This is a genomic window from Rhodopseudomonas sp., from assembly GCF_036404135.1.
Taxonomy (GTDB): Bacteria; Pseudomonadota; Alphaproteobacteria; order Rhizobiales; family Xanthobacteraceae; genus Rhodopseudomonas_A.
Map to the genome: position 1 here is coordinate 1 of NZ_DASWPE010000009.1, position 17,170 is coordinate 17,170.

Consider the following 17,170-nt stretch of genomic DNA (forward strand, 5'->3'; position numbering starts at 1 on the left):
ACAAGACCGATGTCATGCAATCAGCACATGTCTATTTCAAACTCGCACGGCAGTTGATCAGGCCTCCTGCAGCGACACTCATCGCCGTTGGAGGCCTGTCAGGGACTGGAAAATCGGCTCTCTCATCCGCCCTTGCTCCCAATATCCTGCCCCAGCCGGGTGCGATCGTGTTACGCACCGATGTCCTGCGAAAGCAGCAATTCGAAGCCGACGAAGCGGATCGGTTACCGGAAAGCGCGTATCAGCTGGATATTACCAGGAAAATCTATGAAATTCTTGCCCAGCGTGCATCCCGAATTATTTCGCGAGGCCATTCCGTTATCGTCGACGCAGTATTTGCCCACGAATCGGAACGAATTGCGATCGATGGTATCGCGCGCAAGCTGGGTGTCAGATTTGTTGGTTTCTTTCTCGAGGCGAGCCTTGCGACCAGACAAGGCCGAATCGGTCGACGTGAACGCGATGCGTCCGATGCGACGATAGAGGTAGCCGAGATGCAGGAGAAATATGACATCGGTGTGGTCGGCTGGACGATTATCGACGCATCCGGAACGCCCGAGCAGACGCTGGGGCAATGTCTCGCTCACTTCATTCGGGATGAAACGGCTCAGGCCAATTAGCACGAAACAAAAATGTCATCAGCGCCAAAATCAGGAGAAAAGTCAAAAGGTAGAATCGCCTCGCGCGCCACACAAGCGTCGCGACCGGCTGTACGGCTGAATCCAGCAATGTCATGCGACGCCGCGTTTCGATTTGTCGCACGTCGCTGTCTTATGGATATGACTGCGTATCATCAGGCAACGTGCCATGGGAACCCCGAAGCTCTGCACCAAATGCGCATTGCGCTGACCCGCCTTCGCACAACGATATCATTTTTCTCCCCAATGGTCTCAGGCCCCCCGCGGACACGAATAAGAGCAGACCTGAAGTGGCTGCAAGCTCAACTCGGCGCCGTGCGCGATCTGGATGTCGCGATTGAACGGCTCAAAGAGATCAACAAACGGCCGCAAGAAATACCCAATTTTCACGCCTGGAGAAACAAGCGTGTGGACAGCCATCGGCATCTGGCGCGAGCGCTCCACTCGGTCAGATATCGGCACCTGATCGAGAGTGCCTTCAGATGGATCGAGAGAGGTTCCTGGTCCACGAAGAGTGGGAAAATCGCCAGGCGGGAGCGCACTGTCCCGATTTCAGCATACAGCGCGCGCAAGCTCGCCCGATGGCAAAAAAAGCTTCTAAAGAAAAGCGACGAGCTTTCGTCCATGAGCGCGAAGAAGCGACATCGCTTGCGCATGATGAACAAAAAACTATGTTATTCAATCGAGTTCTTGGAAGACCTGTTTGCGGACAAGAAACGCTCAAGGCAACAGGCTGCTTTGAAGTATCTGCGCAAAGCACAAAAATCTCTCGGAGAGATGAACGATGATGTAAAGGGATGGGCTCTAGCAGCCGACATGGAATTCAAGAATGCCCACCTGCCTTCACGTCCCTTGCTTCAGAAACGCAATAAACAGCTGATACAAACGGCAAGCACTGCTTATCGGAAGCTCGCCGCGCTGAAACCAATCCGACCGTGAGATCGGCAGCGATCACAAATGGAGAATACGAACCACCCGGATCAATGATGAACATAATCTCCTGGAGCGTCCGGCAAGATCTGATTATTCGCGCTCTCGACACCCATGCGCGGCGGCTCACATAGTTCTTCGGATTGCGAAGACAGCCATCCGGTCCATTTCGGCCACCATGATCCTTCGACCCGCGGTGCAGTCTTCAGCCATTCGTCTGGACCGATATAAGCGGCTCCAGCCGCTTTCATCTTGACCTGATAAAAATGCTTCTGCTCAGACGGCGGCGCTACAATACCTGCGTTGTGACCACCACTTGTCAATACATAGGTCACATCGACATCCACCTGATAATTTATCTTGTAGGTAGACTTCCAAGGCGCCACATGATCGCGAACTGTCCCGACCACAAACATCGGCGTGTGAATATCCGACAACGTAACAGGCTTTCCTTCCACAAGATAACGCCCCTCAGCCAGATCGTTGTGAAGAAATAGCTTACGCAGATATTCGGAATGCATCCGATATGGCAGGCGCGTGGCATCGGCGTTCCAGAACATCAGGTCGCTGGGCGGTGCCCGCTCTCCCATGAGATAATCATGGGTAAGCTTCGACCAGATCAGATCATTCGAACGCAGCAGTTGAAATGCGCCCGCCATTTGCGCAGTCTCAAGAACGCCACGCTCCCACATCATATCTTCGAGGAACGTAACCTGGCTTTCGTTGATGAACAAAGTCAACTCACCGGCCTCGGTAAAGTCGGTCTGTGCAGCAAGCAGGGTGATCGATTTCAATCTCGTGTCACCGTCTCGAGCCATCGTCGCTGCTGCGATCGACAACAGTGTTCCGCCCAGACAATAACCCAGCGCATGAATTTTCCGGCCCGGCACGATCTCGTCGATCGTCGTGACAGCTGCTTCTACGCCGAGCTTACGATAATCATCGAAGGAAATATCGCGATCTTTTGCAACCGGGTTACGCCAGGATATCATGAAGACTGTAAAGCCTTCTCCCGTGAGGAATTTGACCAGCGAGTTATGCGGCGAGAGATCAAGAATATAGTACTTCATGATCCAGGCCGGCACGATCAGGATCGGCTCCGCGTGCACCTGCGGCGTCGCCGGCGCGTATTGGATCAGCTCGATCAAGGCGTTGCGGTACACCACCTTGCCCGGCGTCGCCGCGACATCCGTGCCGACCACGAATCGCGGGTCGGCGCCGGCGCCGGACTGCAACGCCTCGAGATCGCGCCACCAATTCTGCAGACCGGCGAGGAAATTGGCGCCGCCCGTCGTGATCGTCTTGTCGATGACCTCGGGATTGCTCACGGCGAAATTCGACGGCGCGAATGTATCGAGCCATTGCCGCATCGAAAACGCCACGATCGCCTCGTCCTGATGCGAGACGCCGCGCACCCCGGTGGTCGCGCCCTGCCACCATTGCTCGGTCAGAAGAAACCCCTGCGCCATCAGGTTGAACGGCAACAGCTCCCAGCCGGGTCCGACGAAGCGTCGGTCGCCGGGTGGCGGCCGGATACGCGACCACGGCGTTTCAGGAAGCTGTGCCGCGGCGGCGGCGAATTGCGCGGCGGCCTGCATCGCCGCCTGCGCGAGATCCAGCCGCCGCGCCGGCGCCGACATCAGGTGGACCAGCCAGTCGGTGTAGGCCAGCCGCAACGCCGCCGGCGAAATTCCGCCGGTCAGCCGCGCCAGCGCGGCGTGAAACAGCCGGTCCGCGCGTTCGGACGCCGATAGCTGCGCTTCGTCGGCGACGCCGGCGGCAGCGATGGCGGCGTCACCTTGCGACGCCGGGGCAAGCTCGGGCTGCGACATCGGCCGGTCCTCCTTGAAGCCCGCTACCCGCTCAGTGCGACAGCAAGGCGCAGCGGCTGGGATGCGCCACCAGATGCTCAGTCACGCCGCCAAGAACCCATTCGCGAAACCGGGAATGCCCGTAGGCGCCGGCGACCACCACGCCGGCATCGACCGCGGTGGCAATTCGCTCGAGTTGCACCGCGACATTGCCGCCGATCTCCGGCACGAACCCGGTTGCCGCCACGCCATGCCGCCCCAACCAGGCGACAACGTCAGCGACGGCGGCCTGTGCGCGCGCATGGTCGGCGTCGTCTTCGACGATCTCGGCGACCTTCACTTTGCCGGCCTTGCGCAGCAATGGCAGCGCGTCGACCACCGCGCGCCGGGCTTCCGGGCAGTCTTTCCAGGCGACCAGCATGCTGGAGAGATTGATGGCGCCGGAGGTCTCCGGCACCACCAGCAACGGCCGGCCGAGCTGCATCACCAGATCGGCGGGATCGGCGACGGCAAACGGATCGGTCAACGCGCCGGTGGCGCCGCTGACCACGATATCGGCGGCGCGGGCCTGCTGCGCGATGTATTTCGCTGGAATTTCCAAAGCGCAGCGCCATTCCGCGACGCCGGCGATGCGCTGCATCGCAGCGCGGAATTCCGCCTCGAGTTCGACCGTCCGCTTGCTGATGACGTCGGAGCTTTGCGCCAGCAGCTTTTGCGCCTGCTCGCCGGATGTGTAGTACAAAGGCGGGCTGAAATCCGACGCCGCGATCCCGATCACGCTGGCATTGAACTGTTCGGCCAGCTTGACAGCGACGTCGAGCCGGCGCGCATTGGGCCGATCGAGCGCCAGGCTGACCATCACGGTCGCGTAAGTCATCGGCTCCCCCTGCTCGGCAATGCCCCGACGTCTCAAGCCCGACGATACCGAACTGCTCTAAGCCTCGCGCGTCGACAACGGGATGAGATAGATCAAAGTGGCGCGGCGCGACGCCGGTATAGTCAGCGCATACCTAGGGACATACCGAACTCACATATCCAGCTCGCATCTCCAAGTCACGGTCTGATCCAAGTCACGTCCAAGTCACGGTCTGAAGCCGCCGATCGGTATCAAGGAAAGAGCGCCGCCATGCTGAAAGATATCCTGGTCCACCTTCCGGTCGATAGCCCCGCCACCCCGGTCATCGACTGCGCCATTTCCGTCGCCCAGCTGTTCGGTGCGCATCTGGACGGCATCGCCTGCGCCTATCAGCCGATCAACCCGGCGATCGTCGTCGGCGCCTCCGCGGCGTATTTTGCCGACGCGACGCTGTACAATGCCGATCTCGATCTGGCGGCGCAGCGGTTCGACCAATTCGAGACCGCGGTGCGCACCTCCGGACTATCGCATGGCGGCCGAACCCTCTGCGACAGCCCGGCGCTGGCCAATCAGACGCTGTCGGAAATCTCGCGATTGTACGACCTGAACGTCGTGGCGCAGCCCGATCGCGGCCGGCCGAGCCACCACGACGCGCTGCCGGAAGCGGTGCTGTTCAATTCCGGGCAGCCGATGCTGCTGGTTCCCTATATCCATACCGGACCGCTCAAGCTCGACCGCGTGCTGATCTGCTGGGACGGCAGCCGGCCGGCGGCCCGCGCCGTGCGCGACGCCCTGCCCTTCCTGCACAAGGCGACGCAGATCGAGATCGTCGCGATCAACGAGGACGACGACGCCCCGGAGGAACTGTCGGCCGATGCGCTGATCGCTCACCTCGCCCGCCACGGTCTGGCGGCGACCGCCAACAAATTCGCCTGCGAACCGCACAATATTCACAGCGCGATCCTTTCGTTGGCCGCCGATACCAGCGCGGACCTGCTGGTAATGGGCGGCTACGGCCATTCCCGGATTCGCGAATTCATCCTTGGCGGCGTCACCCGCGGCATGTTCAAATCGCTGACGGTTCCGGCGCTGATGTCGCACTAAGCCCGGGCCGCGGGCATTCGGCGTATTGGGGCCGCGACGAAATCGATTAGCTCCGATGCGCGCCGCACAGCCCATGGTTGATATGTATCAATCGCCACCGGCATCGTTGCGAATAGGTTCGCAACATCGCCACTGGCGAATTCGGGAGATAAACATGCGCGCGCATCAGATTATGACCCGGCAAGTGGTCACCGTGAGTCCCGACGCCTCGATCGTCGACGCCGCCAACATCATGCTGTCGCAGCATGTCAGCGGGCTGCCGGTGGTCAACGCCGCCGGCGAACTGATCGGCATCATCTCCGAAGGCGATTTCATCCGCCGCACCGAAATCGGCACCGAACGCAAGCGCGGCCGCTGGCTGCGGCTGTTGCTCGGGCCGGGCCAATCCGCCTCTGATTTCGTGCATGAGCACGGCCGCAAGGTCGGCGAGATCATGACCACCCATCCGCACACCGTGAATGGCGACGCCAGCGTCGCCGAGATCGTCAAGGCGATGGAAAAGCACCACGTCAAACGCCTGCCGGTGATGCAGGACGGCCGCATGGTCGGGATCGTCACCCGCAAGAACCTGCTGCGGGCGGTGGCCGATCTGGCGCGCGACGTGCCCGCCCCCAGCGAGGCCGACGACAAGATCCGCGGCCGCGTCACCGCGGCGATCGAGCACAATGATTGGCGGCCGTTCGGATTGAGCGTTATCGTCCGCGACGGCGTGGTCCACCTCAGCGGGGTGATCACCGAGGAGCGCTCCCGCAAGGCGGCCATCGTCGCCGCCGAGAATGTCTGCGGCGTCAAGGAGGTCCACGACCATTTGTGCTGGGTCGACACGATGTCCGGATTCTATCTGAACTCGCCCGAAGACGACCAGATGTCGAAGGCGGTCTGACGCCCGGACAGCCCGGCGCCCCCGCGGGTTTCGCCGCCGCCGCCCGGCGACGCCGCGGGAGTTGATTTGCGACTCGTTCCGACCATGTTGCGAACCCGAATGTCGTTGTGATATGAACGACATAATTAACGGGTGAAGGCGGAGCGTGACCGATAAAAACCAACCCCCCTTTGATGTTCGGTCGCGTAGTGAACGCCTGCAGTTCGGCATCGAGGAATCCGGCATCGGGGTCTGGGAACTCAACCTGGCGACCCGGGACCTGAGCTGGTCGCGAACCGCCCGGAACCTGATGGGTTTCTCCGGCGAGAAGCCGATCAATTACGATATTTTCCTGTCGCTGCTGACGCCCGAGGATCGCGCCCGCACCATTGCGGCGCTGAAACAATCGGTGGAGGCCGGCGACAGTTTCGACGTGGAATACCGCATCGAGCGGCGCCGGGGATCAGGGGGTTGCCATTGGGTCCGCGCCCGCGGCGGCGTGGTGAGGGCCGAGGATGGCACCCCGCGCCATCTGTGCGGCATCATCCTCGGCATCGACGACCAGAAGCAGCTCGAGCAGGCGCTGCGAAGCCAGCAGAGCCAGCTGCGCTCGATCCTGGAGACCGTGCCGGACGCCATGATCGTGATCGACGCTCATGGCATCATGCGGTTCTTCTCCAGCGCGGCCGAGCGGCTGTTCGGCTATTCCGAGGGCGAAGCGATCGGCCGCAACGTCAGCGAGCTGATGGCGGGACCGGATCGGGCGCGCCACGACAACCATCTCGACCGCTACCGCGCCTCCGGCGAGCGCCACATCATCGGGATCGGCCGGATCGTCACCGGCAAGCGCCGCGATGGCTCCACCTTTCCGATCCATCTGACCATCGGCGAGATGCGCTCCGGCGGCGAAACCCACTTCACCGGCTTCATTCGCGACCTCACGGAATATCAGCAGACCCAGGCCCGGCTGCACGAATTGCAGTCGGAGCTGGTGCATGTCTCGCGGCTGAGCGCGATGGGCGAAATGGCCTCGGCGCTGGCCCACGAACTCAACCAGCCGTTGTCCGCGATCAGCAATTACATGAAAGGCTCGCGCCGGCTGCTGAGCGGCAGCGACGACCCCAACCGGCAGAAGATCGAGGCCGCGATGGACCGCGCCGCCGAGCAGGCGATCCGCGCCGGCCAGATCATCCGCCGGCTTCGCGACTTCGTGTCGCGGGGGGAGTCGGAAAAGCGTGTGGAAAGTCTCGCCAAGTTGATCGAAGAAGCCGGCGCGCTGGGCCTCACCGGCGCCCGCGAACAAGGCGTCTTGCTGCGCTTCAGCCTGGATCCGCAAAGCGACCTGGTGCTGGTCGATCGCGTCCAGATTCAGCAGGTGTTGGTCAACCTGTTCCGCAATGCCTTGGAAGCTATGGCGCAATCTGAAAAAAAAGAGCTGATCGTGTCCAACAACAGGGTTGCCGATCATATGATCGAAGTCGCAGTTTCAGATACCGGCAGCGGATTTCACGAGGACGTCAAATCCAATCTGTTCCAGACGTTTTTCACCACCAAGGAAACCGGAATGGGGGTTGGACTGTCGATCAGCCGCTCGATCATCGAGGCGCATGGCGGGCGGATGTGGGCCGAGACCAATTCCGCGGGCGGCGCCAGCTTCCGCTTCACGCTGCCCGCCGCCGCCAGTGAGGATCTCGCCGATGCCACCTAGGGGGAACGTCTACGTGATCGACGACGATCCCGCGATGCGGGATTCGCTGGAGTTCTTGCTCGACTCCGTCAACTTCGAGGTCGTGCTGTTCGAGTCCGCGATCGCGTTTCTGGAAGCGGTGCCGACGCTGCAATTCGGATGCGTGGTCTCCGACGTGCGGATGCCGGGCATCGACGGCATGGACCTGTTGAAGCGGTTGAAGGCGAACCGCAATCCGCTCCCGGTGGTGATCATGACCGGGCATGGCGACGTTCCGCTCGCGGTCGAGGCGATGAAGCTCGGCGCCATCGATTTCATCGAGAAGCCATTCGAGGATGACCGGCTGATCGGCATGATCGAGACCGCGCTGCAGCAACCCAGGGATGGCGTCAGAAGCGACGCCGTCGCTCCCGAGATCGCGGCGCGAATCGAATCGCTGTCGCCGCGCGAGCGCCAGGTGATGGACGGCCTGGTCGCCGGGCTTTCCAACAAGGTGATCGCCCGTGAATTCGACATCAGCCCGCGCACCATCGAGGTCTACCGGGCCAACGTCATGACCAAGATGCAGGCCGGCAGCCTGTCGGAACTGGTGCGTATGGCAATTCGCGGCGGGGCGCTGAAGGATTGAGTTAGATCAAGCTGGCCGGCGCAGAACCGTCCTATCTGAAAGGATGTACTTTTCACCGAATTTCACGCTGTGCGGGCATCCGTGATGGCGAGCGTCCCGACGATTGTCTACGTGGTTGACGACGATTTCGGCGTTCTCGGTTCGTTGCGCTTTTTGCTGGAAACCGACGGCTTCGAGGTCCGCACCTTCCGCAATGGCGCCGCGCTGTTGGACGCGGTGGTGGAAAACCATGTCGATTGCATCGTCATCGACTACAAAATGCCGACCATGAACGGCATCGAGCTCGCCAAGAAGCTGCGCGCGCGTCGCGTCGAAGCCCCGATCGTCCTGATCACCGGCTATCCCGATGAGAGCATTTCGACCCGGGCGGCGGCGTCCGGCGTCTACCATGTGGTGCTGAAACCGCATCTCGAAGACAGCCTGGTGAGCCATATCCGCGGCGCCATGCAGGAGGGCGGTCAGGGCTCCGCCGGGACCGATCGCGGCCTCCGGTAAACTACTTAGGGGAACCTCCTTAAGATAAGCAGCGAAATTTCTGCCGGTGGTATAGTTGGTTAGAAGTGACCATCAACTTCCGTACAGGAGATGGCGCATGCTCAACCAGTCAGTCAGGACTTCGGACAGCGCGGTCAAGTCGGGCAATGCCGCCCTCGCTGCCAGCGACCAGTTCTCGATGGTGACTGGCCATGCCGGCCTGGTGGCCTCCGAGTTTTCCTACCGGAAGGAAGAGGAAATCTACGGCGAGGACGAGGCCGCCGAATACGTCTACCAGGTGGTGAGCGGCGCCGTTCGCAATTACAAGCTGCTGTCGGACGGCCGCCGCCAGATCGGCGCGTTCTACCTGCCGGGCGACGTGTTCGGGCTGGAATCGGGTCCGGTGCATCGGCTCACCGCCGAAGCCATCGTCGACACCACGGTCCGGCTGTTGAAGCGCCGCAGCCTGGAACAGTCCGCCGCCACCGACGTCAATGTCGCCCGCAGCCTGTGGGCGATGACCGCCGGCGAACTGCGCCACGCCGAAGATCACATGCTGCTGCTCGGCCGCAAGAATGCGATGGAGCGCGTCGCCAATTTCCTGCTCGAAATGGACCGCCGCCTCGCCGTCGCCAGCCTGATGGCGCTGCCGATGTGCCGCCGCGACATCGGCGACTATCTCGGCCTGACCCTCGAAACCGTTTCTCGTGCGCTGTCGCAACTCCATAGCCAGGGCGTTCTTGGCTTCTCCGGAGCCAGGCAGATCGTGCTGCGCAATCGCCAGCATTTGCACAACATGGACGCTTGAGCGTCGCTGCTCAACCGTGCGGCGGCGAGCTTCGCTGCCGTTGCCCTTCTTGGGCGTTTCCTCCCTAGACTTGGCCGCCAGCAATGGCGGCCTTTTTCTTTTGCGGTTTGCGAAATCCGCGTGTTTGCGGAATCCGCGCCGCGACCCAGCGCGGCGATCGGCCTCCGCTGCGGCGACTTTCCTGGTCGAATGAAAGAATATTCTGTCCTGCGGACGCATCCCGGCAAGGTGCCGCGCCTATCGGCCGAAGCGATGCCAGTAAGAGATTTTTATTTCCCCCGTCTGGTTGACTTCGCGGCGCGCAAAAGGCGTGATTGCGGCGTCCCGGGCTTTGCGCATCGAACCACCTGACCCAGCCAACGCTCCTCACCACGGGCGAGTGCTGCTGTGTCTGCTCTCATCGCAGCCATCATTGTCGAAGGATCCGTTCCCCATGACCAGAAAGCTTCATCCCGATACGCTCGCGCTTCACGCCGGCTGGCGCGCCGACCCGGCCACCGGCTCGGTCGCGGTGCCGATCTTTCAGACCACGTCGTACCAATTCCACAACACCGAACACGCCGCCAACCTGTTCGCGCTGAAAGAACTCGGCAACATCTACACCCGCATCGGCAACCCGACCAACGACGTGCTGGAGCAGCGCTTGGCGGCGCTGGAAGGCGGCGTCGCGGCGCTCGCGGTGTCGTCCGGTCAGGCGGCGTCGGCGTTCTCGCTGCAGAACCTCGCCCGGGTCGGCGACAACGTCGTCAGCTCGACCGACCTCTATGGCGGCACCTGGAATCTGTTCGCCAACACCCTGAAGGACCAGGGCATCGAGGTCCGCTTCGTCGATCCGGCGGATCCGGAAGCCTTCGCCCGCGCCACCGACGACCGCACCCGCGCCTACTACGCCGAAACCCTGCCGAACCCGAAGCTGGCGGTGTTTCCGATCGCCGAGGTCGCCGCGATCGGCCGCAAATTCGGCATTCCGCTGATCGTCGACAACACCGCGGCGCCGTTGCTGGTGCGCCCGTTCGATCACGGCGCGGCGATCGTGGTCTATTCGGCCACCAAATATCTCGGCGGCCACGGCACCTCGATCGGCGGCCTGATCGTCGACGGCGGCAATTTCGACTGGGCCGCGTTCCCGCAGCGCCAGCCGGCGTTGAACACCCCGGACCCGAGCTATCACGGCGCGGTCTGGGTCGAGGCGGTCAAGCCGATCGGCCCGGTCGCCTACATCATCAAGGCCCGCACCACGCTGTTGCGCGACGCTGGCTCGGCGCTGTCGCCGTTCAACGCGTTCCAGATCATCCAGGGCCTGGAAACCCTGCCGCTGCGTATCGAGCGCCACGTGCAGAACGCCCAGGCCGTCGCCGACTTCCTGGAGAAGCGCCCCGAGGTCACCAAGGTGATCCACCCCTCGAAGCTCACCGGCGTCGCCCGCGAACGCGCCGACAAATATCTCAACGGCAAGTTCGGCGGCCTGGTCGGCTTTGAACTCGCCGGCGGCAAGGAGGCCGGGCGCAAATTCATCGACGCGCTGCAGCTTCTGTATCACGTCGCCAATATCGGCGACGCCCGCAGCCTCGCGATCCATCCGGCGTCGACCACCCACTCGCAGCTCTCGGTCGAGGACCAGCTCGCCACCGGCGTGTCCGACGGCTATGTGCGACTCTCGGTCGGGCTCGAGCATATCGACGACATCATCGCCGACCTGGAAACCGGCCTCGCCGCGGGACGCCTGGCCGCCGCCGCCTGATATCTCATCTCCCACCGCGATTGCAGCGCAGGATGACGGCAACGTCATCCTGCGTTTTTTCTTGCGCTGGGCCTCGTCCGGATGGCGGCGGCGCTATCGCACCGCCAGCGCCGAGTTCACCGCGGTGATCAGCACCAGCGGCTCGAAGCCGAACAGCATGATCAGCCCGAAGCAAAAGATCAGCAGCAGGCGATCGAAACGGTGCCGCGGCGCCGGTTCGATGCCGCCCTCGCCGAAAAACGGCGCGGTAAAGAACCGGATGTAGTAGTAGAAGCCGAGCGCCGCGCCGATCGTCGCGATCCCCAACAGGATCCACGACTGCGACTGCACCAGCGCCTTGAACAGATACAGTTTGGCGACGAAACCGCCGGCCACCGGCAGCCCCGCCAGCGACAACAGCCCGACCGACAAGGAGGTGGCCTCCAGCGGCCGCTTGCGCGCCAGCCCGCGCAGATCCTCCAGCATCGGCGCCGGCCCCAGCATCGCCGAGGCGCACAGCGTCGCGGTCAGCGCCGGCGCGTAGATGCCGAGATAGAACAGCACCGCCTCCTTGGTGTCCGGGGCGCCGGACGCCAGGATCATGGCGATATAGCCGGAATGCGCGATGGTCGAGTAACCGAGCATCCGCGGCAACAGCGGCTGCCGCAACGCCAAGATGTTGCCGATCAGCACCGAGGCCGCGCCGAGCGTGGCAAGCCCGGCGCTCCATAACGGCTGCGGCAATTCCGCCTCGGTGTTGAGCCGCAGGATCGCGATCGCCACCGCGGCCTTCGACACCACGCCGGCCAGCGCCGCGGCGCCGGCCGGGGCGCCCTGGAACGCGTCGGGCGTCCACATGTGAAACGGCGCCAGCGAAAACTTGAACGCCAGGCCAGCCAGCAACAGCGCGGTGCCAAGCGCGAACAACGGGCCGTGGCCGACCCAGCCGGGGAAATCCAGCGCCCCGGTCTCGGCATAGATCAGCGCCACGCCGAGCAGTTGCGCCGAGGTCGCAAGCCCGCTCATCACCAGAAATTTGTAGCTCGCCTCCAGCGCGATCCCGGTCAGCGGGAAGGCGAACAGCGCGATCAGCGACAGGCTGATCAATTCGAGCCCGAGAAACAGCGTCGCGGCGTGACCGGCGCCGGTCAGCGAGGCGGCGCCAAGCGCCACCAGCGCCACCAGCGCCGGCGCTTCCTTGGCGACGCCGGCGACCCGCAGGAACACCAGCGCGGCGAGGCCGAACAGCGCCGCATAGGCGGTGCCATAACGCGCCAGCCCGTCATCGGTGAACAGCGCGCCGATCGGCGCCGGCGCGGTGCCGGCGCGCAGGATCTCCAGCAACGCCGCAACGGCGAGACCGATCGCCGCAGCGATCCGCGCCGCCGCAGCGGATTGCGTGACCGGCGCCAGCAGCATCGCGACCACCGCGCCGAAGGCGAGCGCGGCGAGCGGCGACAGCGCGACGAGTTGGGCCGCGGTCATGGCAGTTGCGGCACCAGCGCCGCCTTGATCGCCGGGCCGACCAGACCGATGACGCTTTGCGGATACAGCCCGACCAGCACGGTGCCAAAGGCCAGCGCCAGCACGGTGGCGACTTCACGCCAGCCGAGATCGCGCACCACCTTGGGCGACGCCGCGCCGAAGGTGACGCCCTTCAACAGCCGGGTGCCATACACCACCGAGACGATCAGCGTGCTCAGCGCCAACAGCGCGAACGGCCAATTGACCTGGAAGATGCCGACCACCACCAAAGCCTCGCCGACGAAATTCGCGGTGCCGGGCAGCGCCAAAAGCGCCGAGCAGAACAGCGCGAAGGCTGCGGCAAAGCGCGGCGCGCTCTGCTGCAAACCGCCGAGCAGTCGCAGGTCGCGGGTCTGGGTGCGCTCGTACAACGCGCCGATCAAGAGGAACAGCGCCGAAGCGGAGAATGAATGCGCCACCATCTCGACCGCGGCACCGGCCAGCGCGTATTCCGCGCCAGCGGCGACGCCCATCAGCACGATGCACATATGCGCAACCGAAGTGTAGGCGACCAGCCGCTTGGCGTCGGTCTGGCCGCAGGCCACCACGCCGCCATACAGCGCGCCGGCAGCGCCGAGCGCAATGCCGTAGGGCGCCAGCACCAGCAGGCCATCCGGAAACAGCATCGGGCTGAAGCGGAACAGGCCGTAGGCGCCAGTCTTCAACAGCAGGCCGGCGAGCAGGATCGAGCCCGCGGTCGGCGCCAGCGTATGGGCATCCGGCAGCCAGGCGTGGAACGGCGGCACCGAGAGCTTGACCAGGAACGCCAGCGAAAACCCCAGCAACAGCCAGACCTGCAGCGGTGTCGACAGCTTCAATTCGGCGAGCGTGAAGGCGTCGAAGGTCATGGTGTCGGCCATCGACGCCAACCCGAACACGCCGGCGAGCAGGCCGAAGCCGGCCACCGCGTTGAAGATCAGGAATTTCAGCGCGGCGCTTTCCTTGGCGCCGTGGCCCCACACCGCGATCAGCATGAAGCTCGGGACCAACTGCGCCTCCCAGAAGAAGGCGAATACCAACAGGTCAAACGACAGGAACACGCCGATGGTGGCGGAAACCGTCCAGCACAGACAGGCGTGAAACAGCCCGGAGTCGACCTTGATCTCGTGCCACGACGCCATCACGCCGATGATGCCGAGGCCTGCGGCGATGCCGACCAGCGCCGCCGACAGCCCGTCGAGCGCCAGATTGATCGAGATTCCGAACGACGGCACCCAGGGCAGATCGATCTTCGCGAGCCAGCGGCCGTCATCGCCGCCGGCGACGGTGACGATCAGCACCACCAGCGTGAGGGCGAGCGAGGCGATCGACACCCAGCGTTCGATCTCGCGACGCCCGCCAAAAAAATAGGCCGCGAAACCGCCGAGCATCGGAATTAATAGGAGCGCGATCAGCGCCATGAGGTCCCCCAAGCAAACAACAGCAGTCCCGCAAAGCCCAGCGCCAGGCCCAGCGATTGATCGCGCACCCTCCCGGTCTGGATGCGGTGCACCTGCTCCCAGCCGCGGCCGAGCGCGCGCGCAAAACGCATCCATACGAGATCGATCCGGTCGGGATCGAACGCCGCGACTACGGTGCGCACCAGCCGCGTCGCTGCGGCGACCAGCGCGCGGCCGATCGGATCGCCGGCCACCAGCTTGACCACGTCGATCGGCGGCTCTTCGACGTGAGCGACGGCCTGCTCGCCGCTCGGTCCCGCCAGCGCGTGGCTGAGCCTGCGGAAGCCGCGCGTCAGAATCAAATAATACAGGCTGTCGATGCGGAAGGCTTTGCGATGCCGCAGTTTGGTTCGCAGCCGGTCGAGCAGCTGCGGGTGATTCATCAAGTGCCGCGCCAACGCTAAGCCTGCGAGCGGCGCGGCGGCGCCGAGCAGCGTCGCTATCCACGGCAGCTGGCGCGGCGCGCCGCTGTCAAACCGGATCAGCGCGTCGACCAGTAAACCGCTGCCGACCACGAGCACTGCCAGCACAAGCAGCGGCACCCACACCGCAAGCCCTTCCCAGGGCGCGATCGATTTGTCCGGGCCGGGCTCGGCCGCGACCAACACCACGCGAAAGCTGTAAGTGCCGGTCAGCAGCACGGCGCCGACCGCCAGCGCCCACAGCGGCACGCCCCACAATCCGCTGGTCAGCACCGCGCCGAGTACGGCTTCTTTGGAGTACCAGCCGGCGGTGAGCAGCGGCAGCCCGGCCAGCGCCGCGGCGCCGATCGCGAATGTCCAGAACGCCAGCGGCTGACGCCGCCGCGAGCCGCGCAGCGCGTCGATCGCGGTGTCGCCATGCGCGCCATGGCTCATGATGCCAGCGCTGAGAAACAATAGCGACTTGAACACCGCGTGGATGGCGAAATGCGCCAAGGCCGCGGCCGGCGCGTCGATGCCGAGCGCCAGCACCATGAAGCCGATCTGGCTCATGGTCGAAAACGCCAGCAGCTTCTTGACGTCGGTCTGCAGCAAGGCAGTGAGCGCCGCCAGCAGCGCGGTGGCGAGTCCCAGCAGCGCGACGCCTGCGGAAATCTCGGGAGCCGCGGCGAACAGCGGCGCCAGCCGCACCAGCAGGATCACGCCGGCCGCCACCATGGTGGCGGAATGCAGCAGCGCCGACACCGGCGTCGGTCCGGCCATCGCGCTCGGCAGCCAGGTGTGAAACGGGATCTGCGCCGATTTGCCGAGCGCGCCGATCGCGATCAAGCCGGCGATCGGCGCCAGATGCCAAGCGTCGATTGAACCCACGCCGGCCAGCATGCCGTCGAACCGGGTGGTGCCGGTGGCCAGAAACAGCAGCATCAAGCCGGCCAGCAGCATGGTGTCGGCGACGCGGGTAGTAACCAGCGCCTTGGTGCCGGCAGCGACCGCGTTAGGCCGTTGCGTATAGTAGGCGATCAGGAAGAAGCTGCACAGTCCGATGGTTTCCCAGCCGAGAAACAGCAACAGCACGTCGGCGGCGAGCACCACCGCCAGCATGCCGGCGAGAAACAGGTTCATATAGGCGAAGAACCGCCGCAGGTCGTCGACCGGCTCCTCGCTCATATAGGCGCCGGCATAGATCATCACCAAGGCGCCGATCACCGCGACGGTGATGCCGGCCACCACGCTGAGCGGATCGAGCGCCATCGCGATTTGCGCATCGAGCGCGCCGACATGAAGCGTCAGGATCGTCGCCACCGCGCCGGTTTCGCAGCCGCCGCCGAAGCAGAACAGCGCCACCGGCAGCATCAGCAGCGCCGGCACGATCGCGCAGCCGACGCCGAGACCGATGACGACGCCGCGCGAAAACCGCAGCGGCGCCAGCGCCAGCAGCACGAAGCCGAGCAGCGCGGAGACCGGGACCAAGGGCAGCAGGCTCGCCATGCTCATCCCTTCAACCCGCTGACGGCGTCGCTATCGTCGCTGCCCTTGGCGCGGCGAATCCGCAGGAACAGCGCGAGACCGACCGCGACTTCGGCGGCCGCCAGCGTCAGCACCAAGACGAACATGCCCTGGCCTTCGGCGTCGCCGTGATAGGCGCCGGCGGCGATGAAGGCCAAAGCCGGGCCGCTCAGCGCCACCTCCAGCGAAATCAGCTGAAACAGGATGCCGCGCCGCGCCAGCACGCCGAACACCCCGGCGGCGAACAGCCCGGCGGCGACGATCATCATCCCGGTGAGCGCGGTGCCGGTCATGCGTCCGGCTCCTGGGCGCGATCGCGGCCGATGTGGCGCACCCCGATCAGCCCGGCGAGCAGCAGGAACGAGGCAAGCTCGACCGCCCAGGCCCACGGCCCGAACAGCAGGCGGCCGACCGCTTGGGCGGCGATCGGCGCGGCGTTGCCGGGCGGCTGCTGGCCGATCCCGAACAGGAACGGCGCCGCGACCAATACGCTGATCGCCGCCGGCATCGGCCAGCTTCGTTGCAACATTTGGCGTTCGCGCGCGATCGCCTCCGGCGTGGTGCCGACCGCCATCACCACGAACACGAACAGCACGACGATCGCGCCGGCATAGACCATGATCAGCAGCACCGCGGCGAATGCCGCCCCCAGCGCGAAGAACGACGCCGCCAGCGCCAGCAGCGTCGCCAGCAGATACAACAGCGCATGGATGACGTTGGTGCGCGTCACCGCGAGCGCTGCGGCGATCAGCGCCAACGAT

The 17,170-nt window shown here is 64.2% G+C and carries 16 protein-coding genes; 9 read left to right on the plus strand and 7 right to left on the minus strand.

Annotated elements, in window-relative coordinates:
• Together VGC77_RS01120 and VGC77_RS01125 are read left to right on the plus strand one after the other, a co-directional pair.
• On the plus strand, positions 1 to 620 hold a 620-nt coding region (locus VGC77_RS01120; protein ID WP_331169735.1), incomplete at its 5' end, for an AAA family ATPase.
• 108 nt (positions 621 to 728) lie between these two features.
• Positions 729 to 1,577, plus strand: a complete 849-nt coding sequence (locus tag VGC77_RS01125; RefSeq protein ID WP_331169765.1) for a CHAD domain-containing protein — start codon at positions 729 to 731, stop codon at positions 1,575 to 1,577.
• Positions 1,578 to 1,618: 41 nt separating this feature from the next.
• Here VGC77_RS01125 and VGC77_RS01130 read toward each other — a convergent pair whose 3' ends face one another.
• Complete coding sequence (locus tag VGC77_RS01130; protein ID WP_331169736.1) at positions 1,619 to 3,400, minus strand: PHA/PHB synthase family protein; 1,782 nt, start codon at positions 3,398 to 3,400, stop codon at positions 1,619 to 1,621.
• 31 nt (positions 3,401 to 3,431) lie between these two features.
• Complete coding sequence (locus tag VGC77_RS01135; protein WP_331169737.1) at positions 3,432 to 4,256, minus strand: universal stress protein; 825 nt, start codon at positions 4,254 to 4,256, stop codon at positions 3,432 to 3,434.
• Between the two features lie 249 nt (positions 4,257 to 4,505).
• On the opposite strand from VGC77_RS01135, the gene VGC77_RS01140 reads away from it, so the two are divergent.
• From VGC77_RS01140 to VGC77_RS01170, 7 genes are all read left to right on the plus strand, one after another.
• Entirely contained in the window at positions 4,506 to 5,339 is an 834-nt protein-coding gene (locus VGC77_RS01140) for a universal stress protein (RefSeq protein ID WP_331169738.1), read from the plus strand.
• 154 nt (positions 5,340 to 5,493) lie between these two features.
• Positions 5,494 to 6,222, plus strand: coding sequence for a CBS domain-containing protein (locus VGC77_RS01145; RefSeq protein WP_331169739.1), 729 nt, complete (start codon positions 5,494 to 5,496; stop codon positions 6,220 to 6,222).
• Positions 6,223 to 6,367: 145 nt separating this feature from the next.
• Positions 6,368 to 7,909 (plus strand): sensor protein FixL, encoded by a 1,542-nt coding sequence (gene fixL, locus VGC77_RS01150; RefSeq protein ID WP_331169740.1) that lies wholly within the window; start codon positions 6,368 to 6,370, stop codon positions 7,907 to 7,909.
• Positions 7,899 to 8,516 carry a response regulator FixJ gene (gene fixJ / locus VGC77_RS01155; protein WP_331169741.1) on the plus strand — a complete coding sequence of 206 codons (618 nt, stop codon included), beginning with the start codon at positions 7,899 to 7,901 and terminating at the stop codon, positions 8,514 to 8,516. The genes fixL and fixJ overlap by 11 nt, the downstream gene beginning before the upstream one ends.
• Positions 8,517 to 8,600: 84 nt before the next feature.
• Positions 8,601 to 9,011, plus strand: coding sequence for a response regulator transcription factor (locus VGC77_RS01160; protein ID WP_331169742.1), 411 nt, complete (start codon positions 8,601 to 8,603; stop codon positions 9,009 to 9,011).
• A gap of 97 nt (positions 9,012 to 9,108) precedes the next feature.
• Positions 9,109 to 9,798, plus strand: a complete 690-nt coding sequence (locus VGC77_RS01165) for a helix-turn-helix domain-containing protein (RefSeq protein ID WP_331169743.1) — start codon at positions 9,109 to 9,111, stop codon at positions 9,796 to 9,798.
• Between the two features lie 433 nt (positions 9,799 to 10,231).
• Complete coding sequence (locus VGC77_RS01170; protein ID WP_331169744.1) at positions 10,232 to 11,539, plus strand: O-acetylhomoserine aminocarboxypropyltransferase/cysteine synthase family protein; 1,308 nt, start codon at positions 10,232 to 10,234, stop codon at positions 11,537 to 11,539.
• Positions 11,540 to 11,632: 93 nt separating this feature from the next.
• Here VGC77_RS01170 and VGC77_RS01175 read toward each other — a convergent pair whose 3' ends face one another.
• Genes VGC77_RS01175 through VGC77_RS01195 form a run of 5 tightly spaced genes read right to left on the minus strand, consistent with a single transcriptional unit; the run spans position 11,633 to position 17,166 of the window.
• Entirely contained in the window at positions 11,633 to 13,003 is a 1,371-nt protein-coding gene (locus VGC77_RS01175) for an NADH-quinone oxidoreductase subunit N (RefSeq protein WP_331169745.1), read from the minus strand.
• Positions 13,000 to 14,442 (minus strand): NADH-quinone oxidoreductase subunit M, encoded by a 1,443-nt coding sequence (locus VGC77_RS01180; protein WP_331169746.1) that lies wholly within the window; start codon positions 14,440 to 14,442, stop codon positions 13,000 to 13,002. Before VGC77_RS01180 ends, VGC77_RS01175 begins: the two co-directional genes overlap by 4 nt.
• The gene (locus tag VGC77_RS01185) at positions 14,433 to 16,397 is read right to left on the minus strand and encodes an NADH-quinone oxidoreductase subunit L (RefSeq protein ID WP_331169747.1); all 1,965 of its coding nucleotides are present in this window, start codon (positions 16,395 to 16,397) and stop codon (positions 14,433 to 14,435) included. Before VGC77_RS01185 ends, VGC77_RS01180 begins: the two co-directional genes overlap by 10 nt.
• Positions 16,394 to 16,702 carry an NADH-quinone oxidoreductase subunit NuoK gene (gene nuoK / locus VGC77_RS01190; RefSeq protein ID WP_331169748.1) on the minus strand — a complete coding sequence of 103 codons (309 nt, stop codon included), beginning with the start codon at positions 16,700 to 16,702 and terminating at the stop codon, positions 16,394 to 16,396. Before nuoK ends, VGC77_RS01185 begins: the two co-directional genes overlap by 4 nt.
• Positions 16,699 to 17,166: an NADH-quinone oxidoreductase subunit J gene (locus tag VGC77_RS01195; RefSeq protein ID WP_414709593.1), complete on the minus strand. Its 468-nt coding sequence runs from the start codon at positions 17,164 to 17,166 to the stop codon at positions 16,699 to 16,701. The genes nuoK and VGC77_RS01195 overlap by 4 nt, the downstream gene beginning before the upstream one ends.
• Between the last annotated feature and the right edge of the window lie 4 nt (positions 17,167 to 17,170).